This window comes from Citrobacter sp. Cpo221, from assembly GCF_030332345.1.
In the GTDB taxonomy this organism is placed as follows: Bacteria; Pseudomonadota; Gammaproteobacteria; order Enterobacterales; family Enterobacteriaceae; genus Citrobacter; species Citrobacter portucalensis.
The window spans coordinates 52246-66212 of record NZ_JAOWIA010000056.1; the positions used below are offsets into that span (position 1 = coordinate 52246).

Here is a 13967-nt window from a genome sequence, read left to right on the forward strand (position 1 = left end):
CCTCAACTTTGTACCCCTCTATTGAAGGGCAATATTGCCGCAGATACTACCCTATCTGGCGTGTTGAGTCACAAAGAAAAGGGCCGCGAATGCGGCCCTGATGGGGATTACTTAGCAACTTTGGTAATCTGTTTCACGTCGATTTCAACGGAGTTCCAGTCTTTATCCACTTCACCCTGGATTTCAACCACATCCTGCGGTGTGACGGTTACGCCGTTCCAGCGCTTGTGGTCGATATCCACATTCACCGTGCCGGTCGCATCTTTAAACACGTACAGGTCGTCGGAAATACGCTCAACGATGTTCCCGCGCAGGGTAACCCAGGTGTCATCACGCAGTGATTTGGCGCTTTCTACCGTCGTGCTGCTACCGTTCGGGCCGACAAATCCGCCGTTTTGGCTCTGCGTGGTGGTTGTCGTTGGCCCAGAGAAGCCGCCCTGCTGAGCTGCCAGAACAGGTGCGGAACACAGTGCCATTACGGCAACCATTGCAGCTAATTTTTTCATCGTCATGTCTCCCTTTCATGTTGGTTTACGACTATTAAATAAGTTAATCCTTAACAAGTTCTTAAGGCAAAAAAAGATACTTTTTTTGCTGTACAGAGACTGTAGCCACAGGTTTACTGACTGCAAATGAGTTATCGCAGGGATGAACATATGCGTATTTTACTGATCGAAGATGACACGTTGATTGGCGATGGCCTGAAAACAGGTCTGAGTAAAATGGGTTTCAGCATCGACTGGTTTACCGAAGGTCGCCAAGGGAAAGAAGCACTCTACAGCGCACCTTATGATGCGGTAATCCTCGACCTGACGCTGCCGGGCATAGACGGACGGGACATTTTGCGCGAATGGCGAGCCAACGGAAAGCAGGAGCCTGTGCTGATTCTGACCGCTCGCGACGCGCTGGCAGAACGCGTTGAAGGCCTGCGCCTGGGCGCAGATGACTATCTGTGCAAACCCTTTGCGCTGATCGAAGTTGCCGCCAGACTGGAGGCACTGGTACGTCGTGCCAGCGGCCAGGCCAGCAACACATTGTGCCATGGCCAGGTAACGCTCGATCCCGGCGCGCTGGTCGCCACGGCGGCGGGTGAACCTTTGTCACTCAAACCTAAAGAGTTCGCGCTGCTGGAACTGCTGATGCGCAACAAAGGTCGCGTCCTGCCCCGCAAACTGATTGAAGAAAAACTGTATACTTGGGACGAAAATGTCTCCAGCAATGCGGTTGAGGTCCACGTCCATCACTTACGCCGTAAGCTCGGCAGCGACTTTATCCGTACCGTGCATGGCATTGGCTATACCCTGGGTGACGCATGAAACTCACACAACGCCTCAGCCTGCGAGTCAGGCTAACGCTTATTTTTCTGATTCTGGCATCAGCGACCTGGGCCGTATCCAGTTTTGTGGCCTGGAGGCAGACTACCGATAATGTCGATGAACTGTTTGATACGCAGCTGATGCTGTTCGCCAAGCGGCTTAGCACGCTGGATATCAGCGATGTCACCACCTCAAGCACGATGGCCCGCACGCCAAAAAAACTGAAACATGGCCATATTGATGACGACGCACTGGCGTTTGCCATCTACTCCACCGACGGCAAAATGGTGCTACACGATGGCGACAATGGCCAGGATATTCCCTACAGCTACAGCCGGGAGGGGTTTAGCGACGGCCAACTCAGGGGCGACAACGATTCCTGGCGCTTCCTGTGGCTGAATTCCGCTGATGGAAAATATCGCATTGTGGTGGGCCAGGAGTGGGAATACCGGGAGGATATGGCGCTGTCGATCCTTACCGCACAGTTAACCCCGTGGCTGGTTGCGCTGCCGCTGATGTTGCTGATCCTGGTGGTCATGCTGAGTCGCGAACTCAGGCCGCTAAAAAAACTGGCGCAAGCTCTGCGCTGGCGCGCCCCGGAGTCAGAAGAACCGCTCGACCCGAAAGGTGTGCCAAGCGAAGTGCGCCCGCTGGTTGAATCGCTTAATCAGCTGTTTACCCGTATCCACTCTATGATGGTCCGCGAACGACGCTTTACCTCTGACGCTGCTCACGAGCTACGCAGTCCGTTGACCGCGCTGAAGGTGCAAACCGAAGTGGTGCAACTGTCAGACGACGACCCGCAAACGCGGGAAAAAGCGCTGGTGCAGCTGCATGCGGGAATTGAACGCGCCACCCGACTGGTCGATCAGCTCCTGACGCTTTCGCGCCTCGACTCCCTCGATAATCTTCAGGATGTGGCAGAAATCTCGCTGGAGGAGCTACTGCAATCCGCGGTGATGGATATCTACCACCCGGCCCAGCAGGCGCATATTGACGTACGTTTGCAGATTAACGCACACAATATAACGCGCACAGGACAGCCGCTGTTGCTGAGCCTGATGGTACGAAATCTGCTGGATAATGCCATTCGCTACAGTCCGCAGGGGAGCATTGTGGAAGTGACACTCAACGCCCGTAACTTCAGCGTCAAAGATAATGGTCCTGGCGTTGCGCCGGAGGTACTTACACACATCGGTGAACGCTTTTATCGTCCGCCGGGACAAAGCGTGACTGGCAGCGGTCTCGGTCTGTCGATTGTCCGCCGTATCGCAACACTGCATGGAATGTCAGCCTCGTTTGGCAATGCCCCGGAAGGTGGCTTTGAAGCAAAAGTCAGTTGGTAATTGCGTTATTGTTGCTCACATAGCAAAAGACTTTGCACATTTTGCTAATTTCACCGCACCGCTGGTGGGAGTAAAATCGTCCTCAAACGTATTTCCTTGAGGACACAAAATGAGCAACATTCTAATTATCAACGGGGCGAAAAAATTCGGCCATTCTAATGGTCAACTGAATGACACCCTGACCGAGGTCGCGGACGGTATCCTGCGCGACCTCGGGCATGATGTTAAAGTCGTACGCGCAGACAGCGATTATGACGTAAAAGCAGAAGTGCAGAATTTCGTCTGGGCCGATGCGGTTATCTGGCAGATGCCTGGCTGGTGGATGGGCGCACCGTGGACCGTGAAAAAATACATCGATGACGTGTTTACCGAAGGTCACGGTACGCTGTACGCCAGCGACGGCCGCACACGTTCAGATGCCTCTAAAAAATACGGCTCCGGCGGGCTGATTCAGGGCAAAAAATACATGCTGTCCCTGACCTGGAACGCACCGATGGAAGCCTTCACTGAAAAAGACCAGTTTTTCCATGGCGTTGGCGTTGATGGCGTCTATCTCCCGTTCCATAAAGCAAACCAGTTCCTGGGAATGGAAGCGCTGCCGACCTTTATCACCAATGACGTGATTAAAATGCCGGACGTCCCGCGTTATATCGCAGAATATCGCAAGCATCTGACCGAAATTTTTGGTTAACTGGTAACCTGGAATTAGAAGGAGTTAACCATGCTTACCGTTATTGCAGAAATCCGTACACGTCCAGGTCAACATCACCGCCAGGCGGTACTGGATCAGTTTGCTAAAATCGTTCCGACCGTACTGAAAGAAGAAGGCTGCCACGGCTATGCGCCGATGGTGGATCATGCCGCGGGTGTGAGTTTTCAGACCACAGCGCCAGATTCAATCGTGATGGTTGAGCAGTGGGAAAGCATCGCGCATCTTGAAGCGCATTTGCAGACCCCGCATATGAAAGCCTACAGCGAAGCCGTGAAAGGTGACGTGCTGGACATGAATATTCGTATTCTGGAGTCGGGCATTTAAGATTGTCGATTTGCCGGGTGACGCTTAGCTATCCGGCATAAATCGCTTCGTCAGATGAGAGCCGGATAAGGCATTTTACGCCCGTCTCCGGCTTTTCTACATGCAATTACCCTTCGAGATCCGCCAGGTCGCCTTTCTCTTGCAACCAGTTTCGACGATCTTCAGAACGCTTTTTGGCCAGCAGCATATCCATCATTGCGTTGGTACGCTGATCGTCTTCATCATCGATAATGAGCTGCACCAGGCGACGGGTGTTCGGATCCAGCGTAGTTTCACGAAGCTGCATCGGGTTCATTTCACCCAGACCTTTAAAGCGCTGCACGTTCGGCTTGCCTTTCTTGCGCTTTAACTGCTCCAGTACGCCCGCTTTCTCTTCTTCCGTCAGCGCGTAATACACCTCTTTACCAAGGTCGATACGGTATAACGGCGGCAGCGCCACGTAGACGTGACCGTGTTTCACCAGCGTGCGGAAGTGTTTCACAAACAGCGCGCACAGCAGCGTGGCGATGTGCAGGCCATCGGAGTCCGCATCCGCCAGGATACAGATCTTGCCGTAGCGCAATTGGCTCAGATCGTCGCTGTCCGGATCGATACCGATCGCCACGGAAATATCGTGAACTTCCTGTGAAGCCAGCACTTCATCGGAAGAGACTTCCCAGGTATTGAGGATCTTACCTTTCAACGGCATGATCGCCTGATATTCACGATCGCGCGCCTGCTTGGCCGATCCGCCCGCCGAGTCACCTTCGACAAGGAACAGTTCGGTGCGATTAAGATCCTGTGCGGTACAATCCGCCAGTTTACCCGGCAGCGCCGGACCGCTGGTCAGCTTTTTACGCACTACTTTTTTCGCCGCACGCAGACGACGCTGCGCGCTGGAAATCGCCATCTCTGCCAGCAGTTCGGCTGACTGCACATTCTGGTTCAGCCACAAACTGAATGCATCTTTCACCACGCCAGAGACGAATGCCGCACACTGACGCGAAGAGAGGCGCTCTTTGGTTTGTCCGGCAAACTGCGGATCCTGCATTTTTACCGACAACACATAAGCACAGCGATCCCAGATATCTTCCGCCGACAGCTTCACGCCACGCGGCAGGATGTTACGGTATTCACAGAACTCGCGCATCGCATCCAGCAGTCCCTGACGCAGACCGTTAACGTGCGTACCGCCCTGCATGGTTGGGATCAGGTTCACATAGCTTTCGGTCAGCAGCTCGCCGCCTTCCGGCAGCCAGAGCAGCGCCCAGTCCACCGTCTCCGTCTCACCGCTGAAATTACCGATAAACGGTTTTTCCGGCAGCGTCGGTAGGCCATTCACCGCTTCGCTCAGATAGTCATTTAAACCATCCTGGTAGCACCAGCGCTGCTCGCTGTTGTTGACCTCATCCTTAAAAGTGATCTCAACGCCTGGGCACAGTACCGCTTTTGCTTTCAGTACGTGCGTTAAGCGCGAAACAGAAAAACGCGGGCTGTCAAAGAAGCTTTCATCCGGCCAGAAGTGCACGCTGGTCCCGGTATTGCGTTTGCCGCAGGTACCGACAACCTGTAAATCCTGCACTTTATCGCCATTCTCAAACGCGATGTTGTATACCTGCCCGTCGCGGCGCACGTTCACTTCCACACGTTTGGACAGGGCGTTGACGACGGAGATACCCACACCGTGCAGACCGCCGGAGAACTGGTAGTTCTTGTTAGAGAACTTGCCGCCCGCGTGCAGACGACAGAGGATCAGCTCAACCGCCGGAACGCCTTCTTCAGGGTGAATATCTACCGGCATGCCGCGTCCGTCATCAATGACTTCCAGTGACTGGTCGGCATGTAAGATCACGTCCACGCGTTTTGCGTGACCCGCCAGTGCTTCATCCACACTGTTATCAATCACTTCCTGTCCAAGATGGTTCGGACGGGTCGTATCGGTGTACATCCCTGGGCGACGGCGTACCGGCTCAAGCCCAGTGAGTACCTCAATGGCATCAGCGTTATAAGTTTGCGTCATGGTTTAAATAAGCAATTCGAATTGATCGTCAGAAACTGTGCAGTCCAAGGAAATCGACAATCGGGTTGAAATAATCTTCGAAGCCCGTGAATGCGTGGTTTCCGCCCTCAATAACTGTCTGACGGCAGGAGGCGTAATACGCCACCGCCTGGCGGTAGTCCAACACTTCATCGCCCGTTTGTTGGAGCAGCCAGATCAAATCCGGCGCTTCCAGCGGGTCAATCTGCATGACTTTAAGATCGTAAATATGGCGTGACTCTAGCACATATTGCTGCCCCGTGTAGGGGTTCTCGTTTTGACCGAGATAGTCGACCAGCAGTTCATAAGGCCGTACGGCAGGGTTCACCACCACTGCCGGCAGCATAAAACATTGCGACAGCCAGGTGGCGTAATAACCGCCTAAAGAGGAACCGACAATCCCCAGCGACTCTCCGCCATGTTCAAGAATGATCGATTCCAGCATCTCTGCGGCCTGCGCTGGATACGGAGGTAGCTGCGGCACGATCATCTCAACGTGCGGGTGGTGCTCCGCCAGCCAGTTTTTCAGTAAACACGCCTTCGCCGAACGAGGAGAGCTATTAAATCCGTGAAGATAGAGAAGCGTAGACATCAGTAGCCTTCTGAAGCGGTATCAGGGTGGAACCGATTACCCTGCAGACGACGTACCTGAGTCTGCAATGTTCCGTCGGCAAAAAGCTCCAGCGTCCGCCAGCCTGGGCTGATGGTATCCAATGTGAAGTTGGAACAGTGCGGTTTAAACTGCACGCAGGTCGACGGCGTCGCCAGCAGACGGCGACCGTTCCAGTCCAGATCCAGTTCCTGATGAATATGCCCGCACAATAGATACCTGGCGCGAGGATAATTCACCAGCACGTTATCCAGCTCAGCGGCATTACGCAGACTGTGCTGATCGAGCCAGCTGCAGCCCGCAGGCAGAGGATGATGATGCAGAAGCAGCAAGGTGTTACGCTCTGGTGCATCAGCAAGTTTACGCTCCAGCCATTCGAGCTGGAATTCACTTAACTCACCGTGGGGAACGCCGAACACCTGGCTGTCCAGCAACAATATTTGCCACTGTTCGCCAATGAAAACGCGTTTGGCCGGGGAAATGCCCGCATCCTGCAGCGCGCTGTACATTGCCGGCTGAAAATCGTGATTGCCCGGTAGCCAAACGCAAGGCGCACGAAAACTTGCGATGCCCTCAGCAAAATGCTGATAAGCCGCAGCGGATTGATCCTGCGCCAAATCACCCGTCGCGACGATCAGATCGTACTCAGGCGACTCTGCATGTATTGCATCCAGTACGGATTGATAGCTGTCCCAGGTGTTCACACCCAGCAGCGTTTCATGCTTTTCGGCAAACAGGTGAGTGTCTGTAATTTGTAAGATCCTGACTCTGGCCTCACCAGCCAAAGGAAGGGTTAACAGGCTTTCCAAATGGTGTCCTTAGGTTTCACGACGCTAATAAACCGGAATCGCCATCGCTCCATGTGCTAAACAGTACCGTAACCAGTCGGCCAGAAACTGATTAATTTGATGCTTTTCGTCGCGTTGATGCAACTTTTTATTTGGATAATCATACCGCGCTTTGAAGCGAAAGATCTGCTGACTTGAACACACTTCAGCCACCCTTGCGTCATGATACAGGCGCACAGTCAATGACGGCAGGCTCCAGTAAGTGACGGCCGGTGCCGTTTGTTCGATCGCGACAAGCGTAGTGTATCGGGTCGATTCAACGATCGTTAACCGATATTGTGCGTTTGCTACCTGATAGCTCACTGTTTCACCGGCTGCATCATTACGTGGCAGCAGGCGGCGCAATTGCGAATAGTTGGTTTCGCACAGACGCATCATTTCAGGGAAGTCAGGTGTGTAACGCTTCATTTTTTCCACTCAGTTTTTAACTCTTGATAGTGCAGCTGTAACCATTGCAAGGCGATGACAGACGCTGCGTTGTCGATTTTCCCCTCTTCTACCCATTGGTAAGCCTGTTCCCGGCTTACCACATGAACACGAATATCTTCGTTTTCATCAGCCAGACCGTGTATTCCGCTCGCGGTCGTGGCGTCCACTTCGCCGACTAAAATAGACAGACGCTCACTGGTGCCACCCGGGCTTGCCAGATAGCTCAGAACGGGTTTCGTCCTTTTAACTTCCAGCCCGGCCTCTTCCATTGCTTCACGACGGGCTACATCTTCAACGGTTTCGCCCTCTTCGATCATTCCGGCTACCATTTCCAGTAGCCACGGGCTTTCGCTGGTATCAAATGCCGCAATACGAATCTGCTCGACCAGCACAACTTCATCCCGCTCAGGGTCAAAGGGTAGCAAGACAGCCGCGTGTCCGCGCTCAAAAATTTCGCGCGTTACCTCACCGCTCATCCCCCCGTTAAACAGGCGGTGGCGAAACCGATAAAGATCCAGTGAAAAAAAACCGCGGTATAGCGTTTCTCGTGCAATAATTTCTACATCATTTTTAGTGAAAGTCATTGGCAAGTTGTCTGGTTTACGCATTGTGCTGTCCTGAAACCAATAGTGATTAAAATGTGAATTTCAAGGTCGTTTGACTGATGTTTGAACGCCCTTGTGTTAAATTGATGCAAATTAACGCCGTATGGCACGTAACGCCAACTTTTTGAAGTGGCGGATTCTGCTAGAATCAGCAAATATTTTTACAATTTGATCAGCGCTAAATACTGCTTCACAACAAGGAATGCAAATGAAGAAATTGCTCCCCATCCTTATCGGCCTGAGCCTGTCGGGGTTCAGTACTTTGAGCCAGGCAGAAAACCTGATGCAGGTTTATCAGCAAGCACGCCTGAGCAACCCGGAATTGCGTAAATCCGCCGCCGATCGCGATGCTGCATTCGAAAAAATTAACGAAGCGCGTAGTCCATTGCTGCCGCAACTGGGTTTAGGTGCCGATTACACCTACAGCAATGGCTACCGTGATGCAAATGGCGTCAACTCCAATGCAACCAGCGCATCTTTGCAGTTAACTCAGTCTATTTTTGACATGTCTAAATGGCGTGCCCTGACGCTGCAAGAAAAATCAGCGGGCATCCAGGACGTGACCTATCAGACCGATCAGCAAACGCTGATCCTGAATACCGCCACAGCCTATTTTAACGTATTGAACGCAATTGACGTGCTTTCTTATACCCAGGCACAGAAAGATGCGGTCTATCGTCAGTTAGATCAGACCACTCAGCGTTTTAACGTTGGCCTGGTTGCCATCACTGACGTACAGAACGCCCGTTCACAATACGATACTGTACTGGCGAACGAAGTTACCGCGCGTAACAATCTGGATAACGCGGTAGAACAGCTGCGCCAGGTAACCGGTAACTACTACCCGGAACTGGCTTCACTGAACGTTGATGGTTTTAAAACCAACAAACCGCAGGCGGTGAACGCGCTGCTGAAAGAAGCAGAAAACCGCAACCTGTCATTATTGCAGGCCCGTTTGAGCCAGGATCTGGCGCGTGAGCAGATTCGTCTGGCGCAGGATGGTCATTTACCGACTCTGGACCTGACCGCCTCTACCGGGGTATCTGACACCTCCTACAGCGGGTCAAAAACCCACGGTGGCGCGACGGGTAATCAGTACGACGACAGCAATATGGGCCAGAACAAAATTGGTCTGAGCTTCTCGCTGCCGCTGTATCAGGGTGGAATGGTTAACTCGCAGGTGAAACAAGCGCAGTACAACTTTGTTGGCGCGAGCGAACAGCTGGAAAGCGCGCACCGCAGCGTGGTGCAGACCGTGCGTTCTTCGTTCAACAACATTAATGCGTCTATCAGTAGCATTAACGCGTACAAACAAGCGGTTGTCTCGGCCCAAAGCTCTTTGGATGCGATGGAAGCCGGCTATTCCGTAGGTACACGTACCATCGTGGATGTGTTGGATGCCACCACCACGCTGTACAACGCCAAGCAGCAACTGGCGAATGCGCGTTATACCTATCTTATTAACCAGTTAAACGTCAAATCTGCGCTCGGTACGCTGAACGAGCAGGATCTGGTAGCACTGAACAATACGCTGGGTAAACCCGTATCCACGACTCCGGATACGATCGCGCCGGAAAACGCGCAGCAAGATGCCGCGGCGGACGGTTATACGTCCAACAGCGCGACGCCTGCGGCTCAGCCAACGGCCGCGCGTTCAACCAGCAGCAACGGCAACAACCCGTTCCGTAACTGATGCTGATGACGGGGCTTCGGCCCCGTCTGAACGTAAGACAACGTAAAGATCCGCCTCTTCTTCCGCATTCTCGCCTCTTCCCGCTTCAATTTCGACCAGTCATCCTCTATTCTGAGCAGAGTTACCACTGGGTACTGGAAGACATAAATGAAACGGACAAAATCTATACATCACGCCTCGTTCCGCAAAAGCTGGAGCGCGCGCCATCTGACTCCTGTCGCCCTGGCAGTTACCGCTGTGTTTATGCTCGCGGGCTGTGAAAAGAGCGACGAAACGGTTTCGCTTTATCAGAACGCTGACGACTGCTCTGCAGCTAACCCGGGTAAAAGCGCCGAATGTACTACTGCGTTTAACAATGCGCTGAAAGAAGCTGAACGTACCGCGCCAAAATACGCCACTCGTGAAGACTGTATCGCTGAATTCGGCGAAGGCCAGTGCCAGCAGGCTCCTGCGCAAGCAGGTATGGCGCCGACCGGTGAAGGCCAGGCTCAGGCGCAGAATCAAAGCAGCGGCAGCTTCTGGATGCCGCTGATGGCGGGCTACATGATGGGCCGACTGATGGGCGGCGGAATGGGCGCTCAGCAACCGCTGTTCAGCTCGAAAAACCCAGCCAGCCCGGCTTACGGCAAATACACGGATGCCAGCGGTAAAAACTACGGTGCAGCAACGCCGGGTCGCACCATGACCGTACCGAAAACCGCTATGGCACCGAAACCTGCCACCACCTCTACCGTAACCCGCGGCGGATTTGGTGAGTCTGTGGCCAAACAGAGCACCATGCAGCGTAGCGCAAGCGGCACCACCACACGTTCAATGGGTGGCTGATCGTCATGGAAAGAGTCAGTATTGTTGAGCGCCCGGACTGGCGCGACAAAGCCACCGAATACGGTTTCAATTTTCACACGATGTACGGCGAGCCGTACTGGTGTGAAGACGCGTACTATAAGCTCACCCTTGCTCAGGTCGAAAAGCTGGAAGAGGTCACCGCAGAGCTGCATCAAATGTGCCTCAAGGTGGTGGAAAAGGTCATCGCCAGCGATGAGTTGATGACCAAGTTTCGCATTCCGAAGCATACCTGGGGCTTTGTCCGCCAGTCCTGGCAGACGCAGCAACCGTCGCTCTATTCACGTCTCGATCTGGCATGGGACGGCACGGGTGAACCCAAGCTTTTAGAAAACAACGCCGATACGCCAACCTCGCTGTACGAAGCCGCGTTTTTCCAGTGGATCTGGCTGGAAGATCAGCTCAATGCGGGCAACCTGCCGGAAGGCAGCGATCAGTTCAACAGTCTGCAGGAAAAACTGATCGAGCGTTTCACCGAGCTGCGTGAGCAGTATGGTTTTCAACTGCTTCATCTGACCTGCTGTCGTGATACGGTGGAAGATCGCGGTACGATCCAGTATCTACAGGATTGCGCGGCCGAAGCTGAGATCGCTACAGAATTCCTCTATGTAGAAGATATTGGTCTTGGTGAAAAAGGTCAGTTCACCGACATGCAGGATCAGGTAATCGCTAACCTGTTCAAGCTCTATCCATGGGAATTCATGCTGCGTGAAATGTTCTCCACCAAGCTGGAAGATGCTGGCGTTCGCTGGCTGGAACCGGCCTGGAAGAGCATTATCTCCAACAAAGCACTGTTGCCGCTGTTATGGGAAATGTTCCCGGACCATCCGAACCTGCTGCCAGCGTACTTCGCCGAAGACGATCATCCGCAGATGGATAAATTCGTCGTCAAACCGATCTTCTCACGCGAGGGGGCTAACGTCTCCATTGTTGAGAACGGTAAAACGATCGAAGCAGTGGAAGGACCGTACGGTGAAGAAGGTATGATCGTGCAGCAGTTCCATCAGCTACCGAAGTTTGGCGACAGCTATATGCTGATTGGCAGCTGGCTGATCAACGATCAACCAGCCGGGATCGGCATTCGTGAAGACCGCGCGTTGATCACACAGGATCTGTCACGTTTCTATCCGCATATTTTTGTCGAATAATTGAGAGTGCCGGGTGGCGGCTCCGCCTTACCCGGCCTTCAGCATGAACTTATTGCCCGATAAGCGCAGTGCCATCGGGCATTCATCATCCAACCTGCACCGACAACATACTTAAACTTCCCATCTCAATACCATCTACCGGGATCGTGACAGACTCTTTACCGTCCCATGCCCCGAGTACATACAGCAGCGGCAGATAGTGATCCGGCGTCGGGTTTGATAACGATCCACCTTCATGATCGAGATAGTTCACCAATGGGTGCTGCTCAACCGGTCCCTGCCATGTCAGGTTTGCCTTAACATAATCATTGAATGAAGTCGCCCACGGATAAGGCGTGTTCTCACCGTGCCAGCGCGCAGTGCGCAGGTTATGCACCACGTTACCACTGGCCACCAGCATAATGCCCTCATCACGCAGCGCCGCCAGCTTACGGCCCATCTCAAAATGCCATGCCGCGGGTTTGGTGCTATCAATGCTCAGTTGCACCATCGGAATATCCGCATTCGGGTACATCTTGATCAGCACGCCCCAGGAACCGTGGTCAAAACCCCACGCTTCTTTGTCCAGGGTCACAGGCACTGGAGCAAGTAAGTCAACCAGATGCTGTGCCAGTTCAGGCGAACCAGGAGCCGGGTAATGGGTGTCATATAATGCTTGCGGAAAACCGCCAAAATCGTGGATCGTTTTGGGGGCTTCCATCGCAGTCACACCCGTTCCACGGGTGAACCAGTGCGCCGAGACCACCACAATGGCTTTCGGACGCGGCAACGTTTCCCCCAGTTGCTGCCAGGCACGGGTATAAACGTTATCTTCCAGAACATTCATCGGGCTACCGTGGCCCAAAAACAATGCTGGCATACGAGTTGAAGACATGATGATATCCTTACTGAGGGAGTCATTTTGATACCACCACAATACGCTTATTCGGTTGATGAAGAACTCAGATAACCATGATGAAGATCATCAGTTATTTTGACGATCCAACCCGGACAGCAGATTGATAAGGAGTTTTATTTGTCGATGTCAGTACCTTTACTTCTGACTTTACTGGCAGGTGCCGCCACGTTTATCGGCGCATTTCTCGGCGTGTTAGGGCAAAAACCGTCTAACCGCGTTCTCGCCTTTTCTTTAGGCTTCGCCGCCGGGATTATGCTACTGATCTCCCTTATGGAGATGCTACCTGCTGCGCTAGCCGCTGAAGGTATGTCGCCAGTGCTGGGCTACGGAATGTTTATCGTCGGCTTACTGGGCTACTTTGGTCTGGACCGTCTATTGCCGCACGCGCACCCTCAGGATCTGGTACAAAAAACAACGCAGCCTCTACCCGGCTCTATTAAACGCACCGCGATTTTATTAACGCTCGGCATCAGCCTGCACAACTTTCCTGAAGGGATTGCGACGTTTGTTACCGCCAGTAGCAACCTTGAGCTGGGCTTTGGTATTGCCCTCGCCGTTGCATTGCACAATATTCCTGAAGGATTAGCGGTGGCGGGTCCCGTCTATGCCGCCACAGGCTCCAAACGTACGGCGATATTCTGGGCAGGGATTTCAGGTATGGCAGAAATACTGGGCGGCGTACTGGCGTGGTTAATTCTCGGTAGCCTGATATCACCGGTGGTGATGGCGGCAATAATGGCGGCAGTCGCAGGTATTATGGTGGCGCTGTCCGTCGATGAATTGATGCCGTTGGCAAAAGAGATCGATCCCAATAATAATCCCAGCTATGGGGTGTTATGTGGAATGTCGGTGATGGGATTAAGCCTCGTCATCCTCCAGTCGATGGGAATCGGATAATCCAGAGGGCGGATGCCACTCTGCAAATTTACAGCATCCGCTCATCCATAGCAGAATATGAAGGACTAATCCTGTTCCTTAATCGCGCTGTTATCTTCACCAGAACGGCGAAAGAGTTTGTTTCGCGCTTCAAGTAAGGCATCTCTGTCCTGGCGGAATGCCCGACAATAACGTTTCATATGACAATAATAACCCACCGCAACGAGTGCAATTAATACAATCCAATACCAGGCAATAAACATTCTTCTACCCTTAAAATTTAACATCATTAAACATTTAAC

General features: G+C 52.9%; 16 protein-coding genes. 8 read left to right on the forward strand and 8 right to left on the reverse strand.

Annotation, left to right across the window (positions count from 1 at the left end; genetic code table 11):
- Positions 1 to 107 precede the first annotated feature (107 nt).
- On the reverse strand, positions 108 to 506 hold the full coding sequence (locus OGY72_RS14440) for a YgiW/YdeI family stress tolerance OB fold protein (protein WP_003024544.1): 399 nt from the start codon (positions 504 to 506) through the stop codon (positions 108 to 110).
- A gap of 150 nt (positions 507 to 656) precedes the next feature.
- Here OGY72_RS14440 and qseB point away from each other — a divergent pair, with 150 nt between their 5' ends.
- From qseB to OGY72_RS14460, 4 genes are all read left to right on the forward strand, one after another.
- Positions 657 to 1316, forward strand: coding sequence for a quorum sensing response regulator transcription factor QseB (gene qseB, locus OGY72_RS14445; RefSeq protein ID WP_003828394.1), 660 nt, complete (start codon positions 657 to 659; stop codon positions 1314 to 1316).
- Positions 1313 to 2662 (forward strand): quorum sensing histidine kinase QseC, encoded by a 1350-nt coding sequence (gene qseC / locus OGY72_RS14450; RefSeq protein WP_148361471.1) that lies wholly within the window; start codon positions 1313 to 1315, stop codon positions 2660 to 2662. The genes qseB and qseC overlap by 4 nt, the downstream gene beginning before the upstream one ends.
- Positions 2663 to 2771: 109 nt before the next feature.
- Positions 2772 to 3353: an NAD(P)H-dependent oxidoreductase gene (locus OGY72_RS14455; protein WP_003828397.1), complete on the forward strand. Its 582-nt coding sequence runs from the start codon at positions 2772 to 2774 to the stop codon at positions 3351 to 3353.
- Between the two features lie 30 nt (positions 3354 to 3383).
- Entirely contained in the window at positions 3384 to 3698 is a 315-nt protein-coding gene (locus OGY72_RS14460) for a putative quinol monooxygenase (protein ID WP_003024557.1), read from the forward strand.
- A 106-nt stretch (positions 3699 to 3804) separates the two neighbouring features.
- On the opposite strand, the gene parE is transcribed toward OGY72_RS14460, so the two are convergent.
- Genes parE through nudF form a run of 5 tightly spaced genes read right to left on the reverse strand, consistent with a single transcriptional unit; the run spans position 3805 to position 8210 of the window.
- Positions 3805 to 5697 carry a DNA topoisomerase IV subunit B gene (parE, locus tag OGY72_RS14465; RefSeq protein ID WP_003024571.1) on the reverse strand — a complete coding sequence of 631 codons (1893 nt, stop codon included), beginning with the start codon at positions 5695 to 5697 and terminating at the stop codon, positions 3805 to 3807.
- Between the two features lie 28 nt (positions 5698 to 5725).
- Entirely contained in the window at positions 5726 to 6307 is a 582-nt protein-coding gene (yqiA, locus tag OGY72_RS14470; protein ID WP_003024575.1) for an esterase YqiA, read from the reverse strand.
- A complete protein-coding gene (gene cpdA / locus OGY72_RS14475) occupies positions 6307 to 7134 on the reverse strand; it encodes a 3',5'-cyclic-AMP phosphodiesterase (protein ID WP_008785825.1) in 828 nt (275 codons plus the stop codon). The genes yqiA and cpdA overlap by 1 nt, the downstream gene beginning before the upstream one ends.
- 24 nt (positions 7135 to 7158) lie before the next feature.
- Positions 7159 to 7581 (reverse strand): DUF1249 family protein, encoded by a 423-nt coding sequence (locus OGY72_RS14480; protein WP_003024582.1) that lies wholly within the window; start codon positions 7579 to 7581, stop codon positions 7159 to 7161.
- Complete coding sequence (gene nudF, locus OGY72_RS14485) at positions 7578 to 8210, reverse strand: ADP-ribose diphosphatase (protein WP_048225550.1); 633 nt, start codon at positions 8208 to 8210, stop codon at positions 7578 to 7580. Before nudF ends, OGY72_RS14480 begins: the two co-directional genes overlap by 4 nt.
- Before the next feature lie 205 nt (positions 8211 to 8415).
- Between nudF and tolC the strand changes: the two genes are divergently transcribed.
- The 3 genes from tolC to OGY72_RS14500 all read left to right on the forward strand — a co-directional run bounded on the left by tolC (position 8416) and on the right by OGY72_RS14500 (position 11891).
- Entirely contained in the window at positions 8416 to 9900 is a 1485-nt protein-coding gene (gene tolC / locus OGY72_RS14490) for an outer membrane channel protein TolC (protein WP_003828407.1), read from the forward strand.
- Positions 9901 to 10047: 147 nt separating this feature from the next.
- Positions 10048 to 10725: a DUF1190 family protein gene (locus OGY72_RS14495; protein ID WP_003024591.1), complete on the forward strand. Its 678-nt coding sequence runs from the start codon at positions 10048 to 10050 to the stop codon at positions 10723 to 10725.
- Positions 10726 to 10730: 5 nt separating this feature from the next.
- Positions 10731 to 11891, forward strand: coding sequence for a glutathionylspermidine synthase family protein (locus OGY72_RS14500; protein WP_003828411.1), 1161 nt, complete (start codon positions 10731 to 10733; stop codon positions 11889 to 11891).
- Between the two features lie 85 nt (positions 11892 to 11976).
- On the opposite strand, the gene ygiD is transcribed toward OGY72_RS14500, so the two are convergent.
- Positions 11977 to 12765 carry a 4,5-DOPA-extradiol-dioxygenase gene (gene ygiD / locus OGY72_RS14505; protein ID WP_003828413.1) on the reverse strand — a complete coding sequence of 263 codons (789 nt, stop codon included), beginning with the start codon at positions 12763 to 12765 and terminating at the stop codon, positions 11977 to 11979.
- Between the two features lie 147 nt (positions 12766 to 12912).
- Between ygiD and zupT the strand changes: the two genes are divergently transcribed.
- The gene (zupT, locus tag OGY72_RS14510; protein ID WP_003024600.1) at positions 12913 to 13686 is read left to right on the forward strand and encodes a zinc transporter ZupT; all 774 of its coding nucleotides are present in this window, start codon (positions 12913 to 12915) and stop codon (positions 13684 to 13686) included.
- Positions 13687 to 13751: 65 nt separating this feature from the next.
- On the opposite strand, the gene OGY72_RS14515 is transcribed toward zupT, so the two are convergent.
- On the reverse strand, positions 13752 to 13928 hold the full coding sequence (locus OGY72_RS14515; RefSeq protein WP_003828416.1) for a hypothetical protein: 177 nt from the start codon (positions 13926 to 13928) through the stop codon (positions 13752 to 13754).
- Between the last annotated feature and the right edge of the window lie 39 nt (positions 13929 to 13967).